The sequence below is a fragment of the Schaalia sp. ORNL0103 genome, from assembly GCF_019429565.1.
In the GTDB taxonomy this organism is placed as follows: Bacteria; Actinomycetota; Actinomycetes; order Actinomycetales; family Actinomycetaceae; genus Pauljensenia.
The window spans coordinates 1,598,641-1,618,134 of the sequence record NZ_JAHXSA010000001.1 but is presented as its reverse complement, the minus strand read 5'-3'; the positions used below and the strand labels follow the sequence as shown (position 1 = coordinate 1,618,134).

The 19,494-nt window shown below is 66.3% G+C and carries 15 protein-coding genes and 1 tRNA gene; 6 read left to right on the top strand and 10 right to left on the bottom strand.

Annotated features, from left to right (window positions below; translation table 11 throughout):
- Window positions 1-211 precede the first annotated feature (211 nt).
- Window positions 212-562, bottom strand: a complete 351-nt coding sequence (locus JJJ16_RS07065) for a hypothetical protein (protein ID WP_219751884.1) — start codon at window positions 560-562, stop codon at window positions 212-214.
- A gap of 599 nt (window positions 563-1,161) precedes the next feature.
- Window positions 1,162-2,628: a flotillin family protein gene (locus JJJ16_RS07060; RefSeq protein ID WP_219751883.1), complete on the bottom strand. Its 1,467-nt coding sequence runs from the start codon at window positions 2,626-2,628 to the stop codon at window positions 1,162-1,164.
- 407 nt (window positions 2,629-3,035) lie between these two features.
- Between JJJ16_RS07060 and JJJ16_RS07055 the strand changes: the two genes are divergently transcribed.
- Window positions 3,036-4,241, top strand: coding sequence for a hypothetical protein (locus tag JJJ16_RS07055; protein ID WP_070835883.1), 1,206 nt, complete (start codon window positions 3,036-3,038; stop codon window positions 4,239-4,241).
- A 180-nt stretch (window positions 4,242-4,421) separates the two neighbouring features.
- Here the strand turns inward: JJJ16_RS07055 and JJJ16_RS07050 are convergent, their stop codons facing one another.
- The 3 genes from JJJ16_RS07050 to JJJ16_RS07040 all read right to left on the bottom strand — a co-directional run bounded on the left by JJJ16_RS07050 (window position 4,422) and on the right by JJJ16_RS07040 (window position 7,763).
- Window positions 4,422-5,165 carry a glycerophosphoryl diester phosphodiesterase gene (locus JJJ16_RS07050; protein WP_219751882.1) on the bottom strand — a complete coding sequence of 248 codons (744 nt, stop codon included), beginning with the start codon at window positions 5,163-5,165 and terminating at the stop codon, window positions 4,422-4,424.
- Between the two features lie 40 nt (window positions 5,166-5,205).
- Complete coding sequence (locus JJJ16_RS07045; protein WP_219751881.1) at window positions 5,206-6,468, bottom strand: DUF4032 domain-containing protein; 1,263 nt, start codon at window positions 6,466-6,468, stop codon at window positions 5,206-5,208.
- Window positions 6,469-6,632: 164 nt separating this feature from the next.
- Window positions 6,633-7,763 carry an ABC transporter ATP-binding protein gene (locus JJJ16_RS07040; RefSeq protein ID WP_219751880.1) on the bottom strand — a complete coding sequence of 377 codons (1,131 nt, stop codon included), beginning with the start codon at window positions 7,761-7,763 and terminating at the stop codon, window positions 6,633-6,635.
- A 261-nt stretch (window positions 7,764-8,024) separates the two neighbouring features.
- Between JJJ16_RS07040 and JJJ16_RS07035 the strand changes: the two genes are divergently transcribed.
- The 3 genes from JJJ16_RS07035 (at window position 8,025) to JJJ16_RS07025 (ending at window position 11,218) form a co-directional block, all read left to right on the top strand.
- Window positions 8,025-9,947, top strand: a complete 1,923-nt coding sequence (locus tag JJJ16_RS07035) for a serine/threonine-protein kinase (RefSeq protein ID WP_219751879.1) — start codon at window positions 8,025-8,027, stop codon at window positions 9,945-9,947.
- Window positions 9,948-10,007: 60 nt separating this feature from the next.
- On the top strand, window positions 10,008-10,940 hold the full coding sequence (locus tag JJJ16_RS07030) for a DsbA family protein (protein WP_219751878.1): 933 nt from the start codon (window positions 10,008-10,010) through the stop codon (window positions 10,938-10,940).
- A 202-nt stretch (window positions 10,941-11,142) separates the two neighbouring features.
- Window positions 11,143-11,218, top strand: a tRNA-Thr gene (locus JJJ16_RS07025).
- A 69-nt stretch (window positions 11,219-11,287) separates the two neighbouring features.
- Here the strand turns inward: JJJ16_RS07025 and JJJ16_RS07020 are convergent.
- On the bottom strand, window positions 11,288-11,998 hold the full coding sequence (locus JJJ16_RS07020) for a uracil-DNA glycosylase (protein WP_219751877.1): 711 nt from the start codon (window positions 11,996-11,998) through the stop codon (window positions 11,288-11,290).
- Between the two features lie 134 nt (window positions 11,999-12,132).
- Here JJJ16_RS07020 and JJJ16_RS07015 point away from each other — a divergent pair, with 134 nt between their 5' ends.
- On the top strand, window positions 12,133-12,663 hold the full coding sequence (locus JJJ16_RS07015) for a LytR C-terminal domain-containing protein (RefSeq protein ID WP_219752014.1): 531 nt from the start codon (window positions 12,133-12,135) through the stop codon (window positions 12,661-12,663).
- Window positions 12,664-13,572: 909 nt separating this feature from the next.
- The gene (groL, locus tag JJJ16_RS07010; RefSeq protein WP_101600967.1) at window positions 13,573-15,201 is read left to right on the top strand and encodes a chaperonin GroEL; all 1,629 of its coding nucleotides are present in this window, start codon (window positions 13,573-13,575) and stop codon (window positions 15,199-15,201) included.
- Between the two features lie 133 nt (window positions 15,202-15,334).
- On the opposite strand, the gene JJJ16_RS07005 is transcribed toward groL, so the two are convergent.
- From JJJ16_RS07005 to JJJ16_RS06990, 4 genes are all read right to left on the bottom strand, one after another.
- Window positions 15,335-15,628, bottom strand: coding sequence for a WXG100 family type VII secretion target (locus JJJ16_RS07005; RefSeq protein ID WP_219751876.1), 294 nt, complete (start codon window positions 15,626-15,628; stop codon window positions 15,335-15,337).
- Window positions 15,629-16,132: 504 nt separating this feature from the next.
- On the bottom strand, window positions 16,133-17,095 hold the full coding sequence (locus tag JJJ16_RS07000; RefSeq protein ID WP_219751875.1) for a hypothetical protein: 963 nt from the start codon (window positions 17,093-17,095) through the stop codon (window positions 16,133-16,135).
- Window positions 17,096-17,270: 175 nt separating this feature from the next.
- Window positions 17,271-18,737, bottom strand: a complete 1,467-nt coding sequence (locus JJJ16_RS06995) for an ATP-binding protein (protein WP_219751874.1) — start codon at window positions 18,735-18,737, stop codon at window positions 17,271-17,273.
- A gap of 1 nt (window position 18,738) precedes the next feature.
- Window positions 18,739-19,461: a response regulator transcription factor gene (locus JJJ16_RS06990; RefSeq protein ID WP_219751873.1), complete on the bottom strand. Its 723-nt coding sequence runs from the start codon at window positions 19,459-19,461 to the stop codon at window positions 18,739-18,741.
- Between the last annotated feature and the right edge of the window lie 33 nt (window positions 19,462-19,494).

Sequence of the window (19,494 nt, the reverse complement as noted above, 5' to 3'; positions counted from 1 at the left end):
CGCCGCGCGGCCTGCCTTGATGGGCCCGGCCGCTGTGTGTGCCGGTGGGCGGCGGCCCGCCCGCGAGATCGCCACACGCGAGCCTGCGGCTCGGAGTGGTCGATCTCGAGGCCCGCCCTGGCCCTGCCGCCACCCACCGGCACCGCGGCCTGGCCCCGCGGCGGCCTCCAATCGGTCGGGGCTTATTGTCCGTGTGTTGCCCGGCCTGGTCCTATGCGGGATTTGCGGCGCGTGCGCCGAGCATGAGGAGGCGTGCGATTGTTGCCGACAGGATGAGCGTGCCGACGCACACGTACATAAAGGGGCCGGGTGCCTCTCCAATAAGGAACCCCTCGAGCAGCCAGGTGAGCAGGAAGAGACCGAAGAAGCTCCACATGCATCTTGCTGCGCTCGTCATCAGCTGCTGTAGCGACAGAGTGCGGATGCGAAGTGCGACAAACCCGAAGAAGAAAGCGAGCGGGAGTGGAATGAGCGCGCCGAGCACAGTAAAGACAGTGTGATAGGCGAGTTGTGGATACGTGTCGTAGACGTCGGCGACCAACAGGTAGGCCAGTCCTGCCACACCGAGAAGAACGAGGCTGCTCAGAGCGGCCCCAACCCTCACGAGGAGGGAGCCTTTCGCTATGGGTTCGATGCTTAAGTATAAGTAGGTGGCTACGTCGTGTGGAGGGTTTTGGTGGCTTCTTTGCTCTAGGTTCTCGCTAGGTTCGGCTGGATTCTAGTGGTGCTTGTAACGCCGGGAAGCCAGATCGTGACACATGAAGGTTTCCCACCAACGTCGCACGTAATTCCCCCGTGGCTACTTAAAGGTATGAAATAGCATTGTTGGAATTACAACGTTTTCTAGCTATCTCAAAAAGTGACCGGATTAAATTACGTGCGATTTTTTTTGGGGGGGGGGGAGCGGAGCGTCGGTTGTGGAGAAGGGCACCGATGGGGGAGGAGGGTGTGACAGTGGGGTGGAAAGCCGATAGCGGGGTGGGGTACCGACGGTGGGAAAACTGGGGATAGCAGCGGGGCGGGATCCCGTAGGATCCCGCCCCGTATCACGAGCGGTCCGTGTCGCGAGCCCGCCTCACGCGTGGTCGCACCTCACGCTCGGGCGTGCTTCGTGCGCACGCCTCACAGGTGGCTGCTGCCCGCGTTGTGCGCGAGCCTCGCTCACTCCTGCGGAGGATTCGGGACGGAGGCGTCGCGCACGCCCTCCGCAACCGCGTCGGAGATCGTCGGGGAGACGACCTTGGCGCCCACGAGCGCCGTGAACAGCTGCTGCAGGTCCAGGCCGAGCGAATCGCCCAGGCCCGCGTTGATCTGGCTGATCGACTTCGTAATGTCGCCGACCATCTGGGCGTTGTTGCCCTCGCCGTACATGGTGATCGTCTCGACCTTGGAGAGGGGCTCGGCCACGGCGCGCGCCACCTCGGGCAGGGCACGGAAGTACATCTCCAGAACGGCCGCCTGGTTCATCTTGGTCATGGCCTCGGCCTTCTTTTCGAGGCCCTCGGCCTCGGCCGTCAGCTTGGCGCCGATCGCGGAGGCCTCCGCGCGGCCTCGAGCCTCGATACCCTGGGCTTCGGCGAGCATGGCCTGCTTGTCGGCATCGGCCTTCTTGGTGCGCTCGAACGCCTCGGCCTCGGCCTGGCGCTGGCGCGCGTACAGGGCCGCGTCTGCCTTCTTCTCGGCGGCGTAGCGGTCGGCGTCGGCCTTCGCGTTCACCTCGGCCTGCAGGGCCTGCTTGGTGACGACGACTTCCTTCTCCTTGATGACGGCCTGCTGCTCCTGCTTGACGATGTCGGCCTGCGCGGTCTCGCGCTCGATGTCGCGGCGCTGAATCTGCGACTGGATCTCGTAGGCGGCGTCGGCCTTCGCCTTCTCGGTGTCGGCCTCGACCTTCAGGGCGGCCTGGCGCTTGGCGAGGTCCGTCTGCTTCTGGGCGATCTCAAGCTGGGAGGCAACCTGTGCGTCGTTCGCTTCCTTCTGGGCGACGGCGGTCGCCTGCGCGACCTCCTTCTGGGCGTTCGCCTTCGCGATGGCCGCGGTCTTACGGATCTGCTCGGTGTTGTCGATACCGAGGTTGTCGATGACGCCGTTCTGGTCGGTCACGTTCTGGATGTTGAAGGCAACGATCTCAAGACCCATCTCCTCCAGGTCCTGCTTCGCGTTCTCCTGGACGCGCTCGGAGAAGGCAGCGCGGTCGGTGATGATGTCGGTGAGGCGCATCTGGCCGATGATGGCGCGCAGGTGGCCCTCCAGGGTGTCGCGCACCTCCTCGGAAATCTCGGAGGTCGTCTTGTACAGGAAGTTACGCGTCGCAGCGCGGAAGAGCGTCGGATCATCGGTCGCGATACGGACCTTGACGGCGGCGTCGACACGCACGTTGATGTAGTCGTTCGTGGGGACGAAGTCCGTGGTCTGAGCGTCGACGGAAATCATCGAGGCGGTCATGGTGTCCACGCGCTCCAGCAGGGGGACCTTCCAGCCCGTCTTGCCGTGGAGGACGCGCTGGCCTCGGGGGCCGGAGATCACCTTAATTTCGCCCGGCGACGCGGAGACGAAGCTCGCCCACAGGAATAGGAGAAAGAGGACAGTGGCGGCGACGGCGATTGCTGCGGTGCTGAGGAGAGGCATGATAGCTGCTTTCACGTGAGGGATGCGGCCCCCTTGTCCGTAGAGCCGCGTAACGGGTCAGGATAGCAGCGTATGACGAAGGACTCAAACCTGTCGATGTGTGACGCCTCGTGCCTCCCTCGTCTCGGCCGTTCAGGGCACAATGCCTCTTGAAACCGGCTGTTTGCGCGCCGTATGATGAGGTAACTGCGGAATGAACCGCAGCGAGGACCACCCAATGACGGGCGTCGGATACTGAAAGAATGATGTGCTTTGGACCCAGGCCGCGTGGACCGTGATGATCGTGGCAGGCGCAGCAACACAAAATCTCGTAACTGACCGCGCGGGCGAGCGAAATAGCGACCTACGCGACACAATGGAACTATAGAGTGGTGAGACGATGTCACCACGGACAGGAAGGTAGCGACATGGCCCAGGAATGGACTCGCATTGAAGGCATGATCATCGGCCACGATCTGGATCCCAGCGTGGTCGCCGGCGAGCTGAAGGAGCGTTCGATCCTTGCCCAGCTCGAGTGGTTCCCCTCCTCGCCCCAGCTGCTTGGCCTGAACGTCGCGGTCGACAAGGAGCGCGTCGCCACTGTCCCCGCCGGCTCGACCGAGGTTGTTCCCGGCCCCACCCCCGCGGAACTGGCCGACGAGCTCGCCATTCTGTTCGACGCTGAGGTGCGCATCGGCAACGCAACCGCCGATCACCTGCCCGAGGGCGACTCCCCGCTGGGCAAGGTCTGGCCTTCCGATGAGGAGGAGGCTACCGCCGTCGAACCCACCCCGACTCGTATCGTCGAGATCGGTCGCACCCCTGCCTCGTCCGTGCCGCTCCTCGCGGCCCTTGAGGGCGTGGATCTCGGTGACCTCGAGCTCGCCGATGATCACCGCGCGCTTCTCGCTGAGCTGCCCGCTGAGAAGGAGGGGTGGAACTTTGGTGATCTGCCGCTCGTGACTCTCTCCGTGACGGACGGTGAATTCCAGGTATTCCTGGTCACCGACGATCACCTCGAGCACATCATCTCCCACAACTGGGGTATGGATGCAGCGATCGTCCCCGGCGGACACGACCGCACCTCGGAGCTGCCCGGCGAGGTCATTGATCTCGTGGGTGACCGTCTCGATCTCCTGGAGATTGCCGAGGCCGTCCCGGGCTCCGACGCCGACGCCCTGTGGGCCTCCGTGGCCACGACCGGCGAGGAATCGGTGTGGAAGGTCGTGCGCGCCCTCGGCCTGCCCGGCTCCGTCGCCGGCTTCCTCCTGGGCACCACTGACCTCGAGGACGTCGAGGGCGTCTCCGTGCACCTGGCTCGCGGCATCTCCAACGCGATTGGTCGTAGCGTCGACATCATGATGGGACAGCCGCAGTCGGTCGTGAAGCCCCTGTGGAACTCCTACGAGTCCGTGGCCGTCGAGCGCCCGTGGATCATCCACGCCGCCGTCGCCGCCGAGGCCATCGTCGGCACCGGCATGCTTGTGGCCGCGGTGCGCGCCTCGTCGCCGCGCTCGGGCTGGATGCGCTTCGCGGGCATCGTGGGCGGCCTGATGGTCGTCGACTCGATCGCCGAGTTGTCCCTGGCCAAGCACGTCTCTAAGCGCTTCGCGCGCCGCGCGGGCGAGGCGTAGGAAGCCGTCCGCCGCATACGTATGAAGCAGCCGTGGTCGCGTGAGCGACCCCGGCTGCTTTGTCTGTCGACGCTGGCGCGGAAGTGCGCATATTCGTAGGAAATCAGGTCGACGCTGGCGCGGAAGTGCGCGTATTCGTAGGAAATCAGGTCGGTGGTGGCGCGGAAGCGCCCGCACTCGTCAGGCCTTCAGGGCCTCGGCGGGGAAGTCCTGCGGGCGATCCGTGAAGATGCCGGTGACGCCCCACGAGGCCAGCTCGCGAGCCTGCTCGACGTTGTTGACGGTCCACACGTTGACCTCGAAGCCCGCGTCGCGCATCGCGCGCACGTCGGACTCGGTGAGGCCCTCAACGCCCGGGTGAATCGCTGTCGCACCCAGGGCGGCCGCGCCCTCGCGCCACTCCTCGGAGGCGCGCTCGATCAACCAGCCGAGCGCAACCGTCGGGCACGCCTCGTGGAAGGCCGCGAGGAGGTCGTGGTCGAAGGAGGAGACGATGAGTCGGGACGGAACCTTGTCTCCGGCCAGCGTGACGGCCAGGGCCTCGATCAGGCGCTCGCGCAGACGATCCCCGCCCGCGCAGGGTTTGATCTCCAGGTTCGCGCCCATCTGCTGGGCATGCGCGAATGCGAGGGCATCCGCGGCCTCGGGAATGCGCTCGAAGCGGTACGTGTCAGAGAACCAGCGGCCGGCGTCGAGTCGGCGGATGTCCGAGAACCCGAGCTGGTAGTACGAGCCGGACCCCGTCGTCGTGCGGTCCAGGGTGTCGTCGTGAATGACGATCAGCGAGCCGTCGCCCGTGATGTCCACGTCGAACTCGAACCAGCGCGCGCCGACCTCCATGGCCTTGGCGAACGCGGCGATCGTGTTCTCGGGAGCCAGCGAGGATGCGCCCCTGTGGGCAAAGATGCGGGGGAATTCAGACATAGGTGCTCCTAACGTGAACGGGATGGGGCGTTGTGCCCCCTCACCATAGGTCGGGGTTCGCCTCGGCGCTGAGCATGGACGCGCGACCTGGGGCGGGCTCGATGAGGATGGCCTCGTCGCGCTTGGAGGGCAGGATCGTCTCCACGTACGAGGCCAAGGCATCGTCTCGTGATACGTCGTGGCCGGCCTGCTGGGCCATGTACCAGCGGTGCTCGAGATACTCGTGGTAGAGCTGCGCGGGCTCCAGCTTGCCCGCCAGCTCGCGCGGAATCGCACGCACGACGGGGGCGAACACGTCGGTGAGCCACTCGTGGGCGGCCTCCTCGAGGGGAAGATCTTGGAAGCCGTTCGTCGCGCGCCACACGTCGATGTCAGCGAGGAGGCGCGCCGCCTGGTGCTCGCCGACGTCCATGCCGGTCAGGCGCATGAACTTGCGGTTGTGGTGACCGGCGTCGACCACCTTGGGCTGAATGACGAGGCGCTCGCCGGACGAATCGGTGGACATATGCAGCTCGGCGACGTCGAAACCGAGGTCGTTGAGGCGGCGAATGCGCTCACTGACGAGGTACTGGCGCTGCTCGTTGGGAATGGATTCCTCGGCGGTGACTTCGGTCCACAGCAGGTCGTACTGGGTGCGTATGCGGTCGCCGACGTCGATCGGGTCGGCGTCTTCGGGGAAGAAACCGCCGGCCTGGAGGTCCATGAGTTCGCCGATGATGTTCGTGCGGGCTAGGTCGACGTCGTACTCGCGCTGGCCGGGGGTGAGCTTGGGGTGTAGTTCGCCGGTTTCGGCGTCGACCAGGTAGGCGGCGAACTCGCCCGCGTCGCGGCGGAACAGCGTGTTCGACAGGGAGACGTCGCCCCAGTAGAAGCCGAGGAGGTGGAGGCGCACGAGGAGGAGGGCGAGCGCGTCGATGAGGCGGGTCGCGGTGTCCTCACGCATCGACAGGGAGAACAGCGCGCGGTAGGGGAGGGAGAACTGCAGGTGCTCGGTGATGAGGGCCGCGTTGAGCTCCTCGCCCTCGGGGCTTTCGCGTCCCGTGACGACGGCGACCGGCTGGACGGACGGGGCATCCAGACGCTTCAGGTCGCGCAGGCGGTCGTACTCGTGGTGGGCGACCGTCGGACCGATCTCCTTGACCGCGAGCACGCGGCCAGACAGATTCACGAAGCGCACGATGTGGCGGGAAATGCCGCGGGGGAGCGCCGCGAGTAGGTTGGACGGCCACTCCTCGAGGGGAACATCCCACGGGAGGTCCAAAAGGGCGGGGTCGACTGCGGCCGCCGTAATGTCCAAAGCCATGAGAACGATTATCGCATCTCGAGCGCCGTGCGTATAGCCCCGACGCGGCATGTGCGCTAGTCGCGGCCAAGAACACATGTGGGCATAGCGAAACCCCGGCCTCGTCCTGGAGGTACGAGTGGACGAGGCCGGGGCCGATTATCGCTGTGCGTGAGCGCTATGCGTCACTCGGGCAGGCGAACGCCCGTCGCAGCGGAGAAGTTGTGCTGCTGACCCTCGCGGATGCGCACGTGCAGGACGCCGCCGCGCGCGGGGGCAGTACGCGGGGGAACGCGCACGATCAGCTGCTTGCCGGTGCCCTCGGAGCCGGAGCCCAGGGTCTCGCCCTCGGCGGCGCCGGCCAGGTGGCCGTACACGTAGGCGTCCGAGCCGAGCTCCTCGACGAAGTCGACCTCGACGGGGATGGAGCCCTCGGAGTTGTCTTCAACGACATCCAGGCCCTCGGGGCGGAAGCCGATCTTGATCTTTCCGCCGTCCTCATCGGTCATCGCGGCGCGGGCGGCCTCGGAGACGCGCACGCGTGCGGGGCCGAGCTTTGCCCATTCGCCCTCGACCGTGAAGGTTCCCAGGTTCATGGCGGGGGAGCCGATGAAGCCAGCGACGAACTCGTTGGCGGGACGCTCGTACATCTCCTGCGGGGTGCCGCACTGCTGGAGGAGGCCGCCGGCGAGGACCGCGATGCGGTCGCCCATCGTCAGAGCCTCGGTCTGGTCGTGGGTGACGTACACGGTGGTGACGCCGAGCTCACGCTGCAGGGAGGCGATCTGCGTACGGGTCTGGACACGCAGCTTCGCGTCCAGGTTCGACAGGGGCTCGTCCATGAGGAACACCTGGGGCTTACGGACGATCGCGCGGCCCATGGCGACACGCTGACGCTGGCCGCCGGACAGGGCCTTGGGCTTGCGGTCCAGGTAGGGCTCCAGGTCGAGGATCTTAGCGGCCTCTTCGACGCGCTTGTTGATCTCTTCCTTCGGGGTGCCGGCGATCTTCAGGGCGAAGCCCATGTTCTCGCGCACCGACATGTGGGGGTAGAGAGCGTAGTTCTGGAAGACCATCGCGATGTCGCGGTTCTTCGGCGGAACGTCCGTGACGTCCTTGTCGCCGATGAGGATGCGGCCGGAGTTCACGTCCTCCAGGCCGGCGAGCATACGCAGCGAGGTCGACTTACCACAGCCGGAGGGGCCGACGAGAACGAGGAATTCGCCGTCCTTGATCTCGAGGTCGAGCTGGTCAACGGCGGGCTTGTCAGAACCCGGGTAGACGCGGGTGGCCTTGTCAAAGGTAACGGTTGCCATGGAGTTTTCCTTCCCACCGGCAGGTACGTGCCGGACGATCCGTAGTGGGGTGACCGTGGAGCGTCTTCGCCCACGGAGTGCGAACGCGGATCGTTCCGCGCGCGCGACTAATAGCGAAGTTAGCACGCTCGCTCGCGGGTGTACAGTTCGGGCCACATGATGGATTGACAGTGTGTGTTCGCTCGTCTCATTTAGGGACGAGGCCGGGGCCGCCCCGCGCGGGTGGCCGCAGATGGGGGAGGGGCCAGGTACGCTGAGGGCGTGGAAGAAGGCGAGGAACTGGGCGGCTACAGGCTGATCCGTCGGCTCGGTACGGGCGGGGCGGGGACGGTCTGGCTCGCCGAAGACGGGGGCGGCACGCGTGTCGCCCTCAAAGCCATGCACCCGGCGATGGCCGCCTCGGAGGAGTCGCGTCAGCGGCTGGAGCGCGAGACTCGCACTGTGAACTCTGTGCGCTCGCCCTTCGTCGCGCACATTGTCGATGCGGAAACCGAGGCCTCCCAGCCTTTCGTCGTCTCGGAGTACGTGGAGGGCCCAACCCTCGCGGAAATCCTCGTCTCCGGGCCGGTTCCTCTGCGCGGCGTCGCCGCCCTGTCCTATCACCTGGCGTCCACGATCGCGGCCGTTCATCACGCGAACATCATCCACCGCGACATTAAGCCTTCCAACATCATCTGTTCGCCGCGCGGCCCGGTCCTCATCGACTTCGGTATCGCGATGGCGACCTCCGATCAGCACCTGACCAGCACCGGCCTCGTGTCGGGGACGGCCGGGTACACCGCGCCCGAACTCCTGCAGGGCCACGGTGCCACGAAGGAGTCGGACTGGTGGGCGTGGTGTGCCACCCTGCTGTCCTGCGCCACCGGGCGCCCGCCCTTTGGCAAGGGCGACGTGTCCGCAACGATGCTGCGCGTCCTCGAAGGGGACCCCGACCTCGCCGGACTGCACCCCATGGTCGCCGACGCGCTCGCGGGCGGGCTCGCCCCCGATCCGGACGATCGTCCGTCACCTTCCCTGATTGTTGCCGATCTCATGAGCGCCGTCGGGTGGGCTCCCGGCGAACTCGACTACGTGACCGTGAACTGGGCGCAGCTGCTCGACACCGGCATGCGCACGCAGATGGTGAACTCGGACCCCCAGGAGATCGCCGCGCCTCCCGAGTGGGAGGATGCAGGGCAACGCCCGGACGCCTCCGGCGCGCGCGCCGTCTCCTATCCGCAGCACCCGCGCCGCGACGCCTCGGAGTTCACCGCGGCCAACGACCATACCGACGTGGTGGACACCGCGTCCGTTGCACAGGGGTATGGCGACTGGTCCGATGACACCGGGGAAGTCGCCTGGCACGACGACGCCACCGACACCTGGCAGCGCGTCGACGACTCGGATCCCACCGAGGTCATGGCCCCCTACGCTCAGCCTCAGTACCCGGGTCCGCAGGGCGCGTATGATCCCGGTTTTGCCCCCGGCTATGGGCAGCAGCCCTATCTGCAGGCCGGAGTCCCCGCACAGCAGATGACAGCGGGTCCCCAGTGGAATCCCAACCCGGCGATGGGGGTGGGCGACGCTCAGGCGGAGCGGGCCTCGTCCGCGGCGAAGGGGACGTGGATTTCGGGCGGTGCGCTGATGGCCCTCCTGGCCTCCTTGCCCTTCCTTTTCGGACTCACCGGATCCATGATCGTGGGGATTGCGCTCACTGCTTTTGGTCTGATCGGTGCTATGTCGCGCTGGCTGTCGCGTCGTCGGATTCTGCGAGGAGCAAAGGCTAGTGACACTGCGGCCGTCATCGCCATGTCGCCGATCCTGCTGGTGCGCTCGATCCTATCGACCGCGCTTGGCCTCGTCGTCGGGGGCCTCGTTCCGTACGGGATCTGGGCCTTCGTGTCCTACTCGCGCGAGGGGCGCGTCCTGTGGTCATGGCCTGCCGATGTCGTCGCATCCACCGGTGTTGATCGCACGGACTATTGGCTGAGCGACCCGCGCGGAACGATCGTCGTGTGGGCACTCGCTGCGCTCATGATGCTGACTGCCTGGCTCATGCCGTTTGCTGCCGATCTGAGGGTTGGTGTGTCCACAACGCTGCGCTCGGCCGTGCGTCCTGCCTGGGGGCGAGGCCTCCTCGCGGTAGGCTGTGTGGGGTTCCTTGCGGGTGCGTGGTTCATCGTCACAGGTGGGCTGCCGCACTAAGCGCGGCCACGCTGCGCCCGATATTCTTGCAACATTCAACTACTTTCGGAAGGTGAGTCCATGGCTCAGAAGAAGAAGCCGGCCGTCGACCCCGTGCGCGCCAAAGCCGCGCAGATGCGCCAGGCGCAGGAGCGCGCTGACCGCCGCACCCGCATCATCGTCATCTCCGCCGTCGCCGCGATCGTCCTCGCGGTCGTCGCAGCCGTCGGCGGCGTGATCTGGAAGCAGCAGGCGCAGGTCAACGCCGCGCGCAACGTCGACGCCTCCGACGTCCTCGGCATCTACGCCGACGGCCGACCGGTCATCGTCAACGGGAATGGCGTCGTCACCGAGGCAGACCCGAACCTGCCCACTCTCACCGAATACTTCGACTACACCTGCCACGTGTGCGCCGACCTCGATGTCGCCGCCGGCAAGGACCTCACCACCTGGGCAGCCCAGGGGCACTACAACCTCGAGCTCCAGCCGGTCATCACCGTCAACATGGACTACCTGAAGCCCGCGACCAGCGCCTCGCTGATCGTCGCCCAGAAGGCGCCCGATAAGTGGGTGGACTTCCACCACGCGCTGCTCGCCTACTTCGCCAGCCAGTACCAGGCGTCCAACGGCACCGTCGTCCAGAACCTCGAGGCCTCCTGGAAGCAGGTCAAGACGATCGCCGCCGAGGTGGGTGTCCCCTCCGACGTCATCGACACCTTCCCGCTCAACGCCGCCGAGGACTACCTCAAGGCCTCAACCACCGCTTGGCAGAACGCCGGTTACAGCGGCCGTAACAACGGGCTCGGCACCCCCGAGCTGATCAAGGATCACTCGACCGTCATCGCGCTGCACACCCCGCTGACCTCGGCCAAGCAGACGATCGCGGAGGTATTCGGCATCACCGATTCCGCGAGCCAGGGCACCACCGAGACCCCGGCACCCGAGGCCACCGAGCCCTCCCAGAGCGGCGCCGGCGAAGCCCAGAGCTCCGAGACGACCGACAGCTCCAACTGAGCCTTCGCATACTGTGGGGTGGGACCGCTAAGCGGCCCCACCCCACAGTTTTTTGTTCCGAGCGGGCGACGCGCACGTCAACCCGACTTTTTCGCCAGTCTTCCGGCCCGCCCGAGCCTGATCCGGCGGCACCCATGGCGCACAAAACCACACAGCCCGCCCGCGCGCACCAGCCCCCACCTGTGGCACACTAGTGTCCGCCGCCGGCTTAGCTCAGTTGGTAGAGCAGCTGTCTTGTAAACAGCAGGTCATCGGTTCGAGTCCGATAGCCGGCTCCACGGAGTCCCTCACCGCGGCACCGCAGCCGCAACCCACCTCGCCCGTTCGGGTGAGGTACCCCGGCCTCGTCAATGAGAAGCGCCCAGCGACCAATCCACGCCCGACGCGCCCTGCGCCTCCAACAGTTCATTTGCGCGAGAGAACGGCTTCGACCCAAAAAACCCTCGATACGCCGAGAGCGGCGACGGGTGGGCGGACGCAATGATCGGCGTGTCACCCAGGCGCGGCGCGAGCGACTGCGCGTCCTTGCCCCACAAAATCGCCACGAGGGGAGCGCGCGAGCCATCCTCGCGCTTCCGAGACACCAGGGCGTCAATCGCGCACTGCGTCACTTCCTCCCAGCCCCGGCCTCGATGCGACGCGGGGGCACCCGGGCGCACCGTCAACACGCGGTTGAGCAGGCACACGCCCTGCTCGCTCCACGGCGTCAAATCCCCGGACGCCGGAGCGGGAACGCCCATGTCCTCGCTCAGCTCGCGGAAGATGTTGATGAGCGACTTGGGCAACGCCACCCCGGGGCGCACCGAAAAGGACAAGCCCATCGCGTGCCCCGGCGTCGGATACGGATCCTGCCCGACAATCAGGACCTTCACCTTTTCGAAGGGGTACGTGAAGGCGCGGAGAACATCCGTGCCCGCAGGCAGGTAGCCGCGTCCCGCCTCGACCTCAGCGGCCAACATCGCGCCCAACTCGTGGACGCGCCCCTCCACCGGAGCCAGCGCCCGAGCCCAGCCCGGATCAATCAACTCGGCCAACGGACGCGGATTGTGTTCACTCATAGCACCAGCCTAATGCCGCACAGGCCACGCCACATTCCCCGCGCGCCACTCGCGCCCCGCTCCCTCTTTTCCGATAGTCTGAACGCGTGAGTTCTCAGTACCCCAGGGATGAATTTGACCGCGCCGGCGAAGATATGCCCGTCGGCATGCACCGCCCCAAGCCGTCCAAGTGGAAGAACGTCTGGCCTTTCCTGGCCATCCTCGTGATCGTTCCCGCCCTTGGATGGGCAGCGGCGACCGCCCTGTCGCGCCAGCAGGCCACTGTCAGCAACGCGCCCAGCCCCGCCGCGACCACCCCGAGCGCCGCCGCTCCCTCGGCGGCGCCCACGCCCGAGGCCACCCCTTCCGCTGAGCCCACGCCTTCCGCCAGCTCCTCCTCCCCGTCGGCTTCCTCTGAGCCCGACCACGGAGCTGTCATCCAGGTCCTCAACGGCACCGGCACCCAAGGTTTCGCGGGCCAGCAGGCTCAGATCCTGAACCAGGCCGGGTACGCGGGCACCTCCGCCGCGAACGCCGACGGCTGGGCCACGCAGACCTCCACCGTCTTCTACGAGGATCCCCGCATGGAGGGAACCGCGAAGGACGTTGCCGCCAAGCTCGGCATTTCCAACGTTCGCCAGGAGAGTGGCCTCGGAGACCCCGACATCATCGTTGTTCTGCGATGAGCCTCTGATACTGACTGAGCCGCCCGGCCCCTGTAGGGCCGGGCGGTTTTGTTGTGCCTATGTGGCGTGTTGCGCCGCTGGTGTTGCGGGCGCCGGCGGGCCCGGCCGCCCGCGAGATCGCCACACGCGAGCCTGACGGCTCGGAGTGGTCGATCTCGAAGCCCGCCCGTGCCCTCCGGACCCTCCGGCGCCCCCCACACCAGTGGGACCTGGTGCGCTGACGTGTGGCTTGGTGCGTTGGGTCGAAGCCCGGCCGGCCCCGCCGCCGCCCACGGGCACCGCAGCCGGCCCCACCACCACTATGGGCACCGCAGCCTGGCCCTGTAGGCCAGCTGGGGCGGTTGTCTGAAACCGTCATCGCCTTTGCGGGTGCGAAATGGGTGTTTTTGGTGCAGTTTTCGGGTGCAGAGGTGATGCCGGTTTCAGCGGTCCCCTGTTGGGGGCGAGCAGTGGTGTTGGTGGTTTCAACGTCGCCACGTTGTAGCGCCAATCGGCCCTGCGCCCAGGTCTTGTAGGCGACGTGGCGCACGAGGCTGGCTGCGGTGGGGGTTTTGCAGCATTAGAAGCTGGTTGGAGGCGTGTCGCCGGCGTGTCGTACCTCTAATGACGCCATTTCCCCCGGATGGTGGCGGCCCGGCTGGGCCGCCACCATCCGCACCGGCGGCACGTGGTGTACAGGCGCGCTCAGCGAGCCTAGCCCGGCCTCGTCCGTGCGTGTTACGCCCTGAGCGCATCGGACTCATATCGCGCAACCTCGTCTTGCACTCAAGGGTGGTGAGTGCCAAAATCGTAGTTAGCACTCCGACATGGAGAGTGATAAGACCACCGGTTCGATGAGGCCACCTCAAAAGCGTGGCCGTCCGTCGCGGGCATCGAACCCGATCCGCATCGCGGAAGGACACATTTCCAATGAGCAAGATCATCAAGTTTGATGAGGATGCCCGTCGTGGCATGGAGAACGGCCTCAACCTGCTGGCCGACACCGTCAAGGTGACGCTTGGCCCCAAGGGCCGCAACGTCGTGCTCGACAAGAAGTGGGGCGCCCCTACGATCACCAAGGATGGCGTCTCCGTCGCTAAGGAAATCGACCTCGACGATCCGTTCGAGCGCATCGGCGCCGAGCTGGTGAAGGAAGTCGCCAAGAAGACCGATGACGTCGCAGGTGACGGCACCACCACCGCGACCGTTCTGGCCCAGGCCCTGGTCCACGAGGGCCTGCGTAACGTCGCCGCCGGCTCCAACCCGATCGCCCTCAAGCGCGGCATCGACCAGGCCGTCGAGGCCATCGTTGAGCAGCTGCACGCCGACGCCAAGCCCGTCGAGACCACCGAGCAGATCGCTGCCACGGCCTCCATCTCCGCCAACGATCCCGCCATCGGCAAGCTCATCGCCGAGGCCTTCGAGAAGGTCGGCGCCGAGGGCGTCGTCACCGTCGAGGAGACCAACTCCTTCGACACCACCCTGGAGACCACCGAGGGTATGCGCTTCGACAAGGGCTACCTGTCGGCCTACTTCGTGACCGACCAGGAGCGCCAGGAAGCCGTCCTCGAGGACGCTTACGTTCTCCTCATGGACTCCAAGATCTCCAACGTCAAGGACATCGTCCCCGTCCTGGAGAAGGTCATGCAGACCGGCAAGCCCCTCGCGATCATCGCCGAGGACGTCGAGGGCGAAGCCCTCGCCACGCTGGTCGTCAACAAGATCCGCGGTACCTTCAAGTCCGTGGCCGTCAAGGCCCCCGGCTTCGGCGAGCGACGCAAGGCGATGCTGCAGGACATGGCCATCCTGACGGGCGGCCAGGTCATCTCCGAGACCGTCGGCCTCTCCCTCGAGAACGCTGACCTCGAGCTGCTGGGCCGCGCCCGCAAGATCGTCGTCTCCAAGGACGAGACCACCATCGTCGAGGGCGCTGGCGACAAGGACATGCTGGATGCCCGCGTGCGCCAGATCCGCCAGGAGATCGAGAACACCGACTCCGACTACGACCGCGAGAAGCTGCAGGAGCGCCTCGCCAAGCTGGCCGGCGGCGTCGCCGTCATCAAGTCCGGCGCGGCCACCGAGGTTGAGCTCAAGGAGCGCAAGCACCGCATCGAGGACGCCGTTCGTAACGCTCGCGCGGCTTCCGAAGAGGGCCTGGTCGCCGGCGGCGGCGTCGCCCTGATCCAGGCTGCCACCGTGGCGCTGCCCAAGCTCGATGCCCTCACCGGCGACGAGGCGACCGGCGTCAACATCGTGCGCCTGGCCATCTCCGCCCCGCTCAAGCAGATCGCTGAGAACGCGGGCGTCGAGGGTGGCGTGGTTGCCGACCGCGTTGCGCACATGGAGCCCGGCCACGGCCTGAACGCCGCGACCGGCGAGTACACCGACCTCATGGCCGCCGGCATCTCCGACCCGGTCAAGGTCACCCGTTCCGCGCTGCAGAACGCTGCGTCGATCGCAGGCATGTTCCTGACGACCGAGGCCGTTGTCGCCGACAAGCCCGAGGCTCCGGCCGCCGGTGGCGACGACGCTGGCGCTGGCATGGGCGGCATGTACTGATCCGCTCGGCGTTAAGCTGATCCGCCTGGGGGCGGGACTCGTGAGGGTCCCGCCCCCAGGCGTTTCTGTCTGTCTGCGCCGGTGTGCCACGAGGTCGCGGTGCCTCGCGGGAACAGGGGCGTAGTGCGCGGTGTCAGACCCCCGCAAAGAGGGAAGCGGAATGCGTCTCTGCGTCGGCGTAGGTGGAGGCTGCGACCTGCATCTGCGAGGAGATAGCGTCCAAGGCGTCGTGTGTCTGCGCCTGGATGCTCTGCCACTGCGTGATAGTCGCCTGGAAGTTCACCTGCGCCCCGCCCGTCCAGGTGTCTTGAAGGGCGAGCAGCTGGGCCATCATCGTGTCCACTTCGGTGCGGATGGTGGATGCGGTTGTGTAGGCCTGCGCGGAGGCGGCAGCAATTTGTTCGGCGTCGACGGCGTATGCGGTCATGATGTCACTCCTTTGTGGGACCCTGGGTGGGTCCGTCGACATCGACGCTACGCGCGTGACGACGCGTGATCCAGGCAGAAACGAAGCCCTGTGGATAACCGCCCGCACCGAAAAGTGCCTGTGGATAGCCCCGAGGTATGCCCGTGCTGCTGACGGGCAAGCTACTGGAGGGCCTGGTCGCGGTGCCGGTGGGTGGCGGCAGGGCCAGGGCGGGCCTCGAGATCGATCACTCCGAGCCGCAGGCTCGTGTGTGGCGATCTCGCGGGCGGGCCGCCGCCCACCGGCACACACAGCGGCCAGGCTCCACAGGTGTGGAGGGTGCCTGGAAAACCCGTGGAGCCAAGAACAACATGCGACATCATGCTGGGCCGCCGCCCACGGGCGCATCGAGCAGCTTGAACCTGCAGGGCAGAGTGATGAAGCCGCCCAACCCCAGTGGGGGAGAGCGGCTTCATGCGGCGACGTATCAGACAGTCCGAGCAGGCAAAATCAGCCGCGGCCTCGTCAGTCGGAGGTCGGCAGATCCAGGGATTCGACGGCGGACTCGAGGGAGGAGGTCGCCTCCTCGTCCTCGTCCGACTCGGTGTCTTCCTCGATCTTGCGGGGCAGGATGCCGGTGGACGTTGCCTCGTCGTCCGGGGACGCGACGGGGATGCGCTTCTTGATCGAGCGGCGCTTGATGATCAGCGTGCCGGTCGTCGTCGTGGAGTCCTCCACGACCTCGTCGGTGTCGTCCGCATCCTCGGTATCGTCCGTGTCTTCGGCCTGGGCGGCCTGGCACAGCTGGGCCTTCTCGCGCTCGAGGCGGGTGAGCTCGACCTCGAGGTTTGCACGGGCGGTGTCCTCCCACGCGGAGCCGAGGGGGGACTGGTAGATCGTCTCGTAGCTCAGGAGCTTCTTGACGAGTGCCATACGCGCCTTGGTGAACTGCAGGTCGTCGAGCTCGCTGAGTTCGGCGCGCAGCGACGTGCGGAGCTTCTTGTAGTCCTGCGGGCTGCAGGCCAGGCCCGCCAGGTCCGCGTCGACGAGCACCTGCGCGTCGAAGTCGGTGCGGGGCGCACGGTGGCGCGTGAGGAAGGCGATCAGCTCGTCGATGCGGGCGACGACCTCCTCGGGAACGCCGAGGTTGGTGAGGCGGTTGTGCGCGTGATCGATGCATCGGGTGGAGGCGAAGTTTGCCTGGAATCCGCCGAGCTTGATCTCGAGCGCCTTGTTGAGGAAGGCGCCGTGGTACCACGCGGCGACGCGCAGGATGTCGGGATCGTGCGCGGACGACGAGATTTCATCGATGTGGGTGAGCGTGTTCATGAGCCGACGCACGTTGTGCATCTGGCGTTCGGGCGCGCTCCAGCGTTCCGCGAGGTCGACGCTCTCTTTTTCGAGGTCGGACTGGGTCGCGGTTGCGCCGATTTGCTGCATGGCGTCAACGAAAGACGTCAGCAGCCACTGAGGTGCTTGAGCACCCATGGGCCACTCTCCTTGCTGAGGAATACCCGAGCCATGCTAGTGCGCTTTTGAGCGAAGGTCACGTTCGTTGGTAAAAAATCGGGGAAAATCCCGATGGATTTCGTGAAACTGTCAGGTGAAAAATGGCGAAAACTGAGCGAAAAAGCCGTGTGTGCTGACCGGTACGTTACGTCTTTCACGCTGTGGGGAGTTCGATGCGAACGGTGAGGCCGCCGCCTTTCGTTTTGGTGAGTGATGCGTTGCCCTTGTGAGCTGCGAGGATGCCGGAGACGATCGCGAGGCCGAGGCCGGAGCCGCCGGACTTGCGGTTGCGCGACGTGTCCGCGCGGTAGAAGCGTTCGAAGACGCGTCCGCGGTCAGTTTCGTCGATGCCGGGCCCGTGGTCGCGCAGTTCGACGATGGCGGTGTCGCCGCTGCGTCCGAGCGCGATTTCGACGGGGGAGCCTTCGGGGGTGTAGCGCACGATGTTGCCGATGAGGTTGGTGAAGACCTGCGAGAGGCGGTCGCGGTCGCCGGGGACGATGAGGGTCATCGGGGGTGTGCGGCTGTTGATGCCGGTGAGTCCGACCGTGCGCGTGGGGTCGAGGGCTTGAAGGTCGAAGACGGCGTTATCGGCGAGCTTGACGAGGTCGATGTCGGTGATCTCGAGGGGGCGTCCTTCGTCGAGGCGGGCGAGGGTGAGGAGGTCTTCGACGAGGGTGGCCATGCGCGAGGATTCGGAGGCGATGCGCCCCATGACTTCTTCGATGCGCTCGGCGGGCACGCCGCCCATGGCGTAGAGCTCGCAGTAGCCGGAGATGGCCGCGAGGGGGGTGCGCAGCTCGTGGGAGGCGTCGGAGACGAATCGTTTGATCTTTTGTTCCGAGGCCTGGCGTGCTTCGAAGGATTGCTCGACCTGGGTGAGCATGGCGTTGAGTGAGAGTGAGAGTGAGCCGACCTCGGTTGTGGGAGGGTGTGGGGTGACGCGTTTGGTGAGGTCGCCGGCGGCGATTTTTCCGGCGGTGGATTCGATGGAGCGCAGGGGGAGGAGGGCGCGGCGCACGAGGACGCGCCCGGTCCAGCCCCCGATGAGGACGATAATGATGCCGGCGACCGCGAAGTACGAGGCCGTGGTGCGCAGGGTGTGCTGCATGTCCGACAGGGGTAGGGCGATCGTCATGTATCCGGAGAACTGGCCGGAGTCCTGCTCATACACGGGGACGACCAGGGCGCGCCAGCCGAGGCCGGCCTTGGAAGAGGAGACGGTGACCGGGAGGGTACGGAAGGAAGAGACGGGCGCGGAGCTCGTGTCGACCAGCTCCGGCAGGTGGGGCTTGCCCGAGGCCTTGAGGGTGTCCTCCGAGTAGAAGTACCGATCGCCCCCGGCGGTGTCGTGGATGTGGATGTAGTAGAGGGTGGGGATGCCGCCCTGGCCGTCGGCAGAGAAGGTCGCCGCCGATCCGGAGATCTGCATGGTGTGCGCGGTGGCGACGAGCTGGTCGTCGATCTGAGAGATGAGGTGGCGCTGGAGGAGGCCGATCATGACCGTGCCGGACAGGGACAGTCCGATGGCCAGGAGTAGCGTGATGAGCGTGACGAGCTGCGCGGATAGCGGCTTGGAGTCCCACCATGCCTCGATGCGTTGGGCCAGGCTGCGGTGCACGTCAGTCCTCAGCGCGCAGGATGTAGCCGACCCCACGCTTGGTGTGGATCAGCTCCCCGGAGGCTCCCTCGACGGCGAGCTTGCGCCGCAGGTAGGAGATGTAGGACTCGACGATGGCGACTTCGCCGTCCCAGTCGTATTCCCACACGTGGTCGAGGATCTGCATCTTGGAGACGACGCGCCCCGCGTTGATGACGAGGTAGCGCAGGAGCTTGAATTCGGTGGGGGATAGGTCGATGGGGACGCCGGCGCGCGTGACTTCGTGGGCGTCCTCGTCGATGACGAGGTCTCCGACGCGCAGGAACGCGTCGTCTTCTTCGGAGCCCATGGTGCGGCGCAGGATGGCGCGGATACGGGCGACGACCTCTTCGAGGCCAAAGGGCTTGGTGACGTAGTCGTCGCCGCCGACGGTTAGGCCCTGGATCTTGTCGCGCATGTCGTCGCGTGCGGTGAGGAACAGGACCGGGGTGGTGATGCCGGCGTCGCGCAGGCGCCTGGTGACGGTGAAGCCGTCCATGTCGGGGAGCATGACGTCGAGGACGATGAGGTCGGGGCGCGAGGCCTGGGCTTCGTGAAATGCGCCGCTGCCATCCTCGGCGGTGACGACGTCGAAGCCTGCGAAACGCAGGGAGGAGGCGAGGAGGTCGCGGATGTTGGGCTCATCGTCGACGACGAGCAGTTTTGCTTCGGTTCCCGGGGTGCTCATGGAACTAGTGTCGCCCATGTGTCTGAATGTTTCCTGTGAGGTAGGTGGGAG

What these genes read in the sequence shown, in the direction of transcription:
- JJJ16_RS07060 (WP_219751883.1), bottom strand. Translation starts at nt 2,628, where the DNA reads ATGCCTCTCCTCAGCACCGCAGCAATCGCCGTCGCCGCCACTGTCCTC.
- JJJ16_RS07055 (WP_070835883.1), top strand. Translation starts at nt 3,036, where the DNA reads ATGGCCCAGGAATGGACTCGCATTGAAGGCATGATCATCGGCCACGAT.
- JJJ16_RS07050 (WP_219751882.1), bottom strand. Translation starts at nt 5,165, where the DNA reads ATGTCTGAATTCCCCCGCATCTTTGCCCACAGGGGCGCATCCTCGCTG.
- JJJ16_RS07045 (WP_219751881.1), bottom strand. Translation starts at nt 6,468, where the DNA reads ATGGCTTTGGACATTACGGCGGCCGCAGTCGACCCCGCCCTTTTGGAC.
- JJJ16_RS07040 (WP_219751880.1), bottom strand. Translation starts at nt 7,763, where the DNA reads ATGGCAACCGTTACCTTTGACAAGGCCACCCGCGTCTACCCGGGTTCT.
- JJJ16_RS07030 (WP_219751878.1), top strand. Translation starts at nt 10,008, where the DNA reads ATGGCTCAGAAGAAGAAGCCGGCCGTCGACCCCGTGCGCGCCAAAGCC.
- JJJ16_RS07020 (WP_219751877.1), bottom strand. Translation starts at nt 11,998, where the DNA reads ATGAGTGAACACAATCCGCGTCCGTTGGCCGAGTTGATTGATCCGGGC.
- JJJ16_RS07015 (WP_219752014.1), top strand. Translation starts at nt 12,133, where the DNA reads ATGCCCGTCGGCATGCACCGCCCCAAGCCGTCCAAGTGGAAGAACGTC.
- groL (WP_101600967.1), top strand. Translation starts at nt 13,573, where the DNA reads ATGAGCAAGATCATCAAGTTTGATGAGGATGCCCGTCGTGGCATGGAG.
- JJJ16_RS07005 (WP_219751876.1), bottom strand. Translation starts at nt 15,628, where the DNA reads ATGACCGCATACGCCGTCGACGCCGAACAAATTGCTGCCGCCTCCGCG.
- JJJ16_RS07000 (WP_219751875.1), bottom strand. Translation starts at nt 17,095, where the DNA reads ATGGGTGCTCAAGCACCTCAGTGGCTGCTGACGTCTTTCGTTGACGCC.
- JJJ16_RS06990 (WP_219751873.1), bottom strand. Translation starts at nt 19,461, where the DNA reads ATGGGCGACACTAGTTCCATGAGCACCCCGGGAACCGAAGCAAAACTG.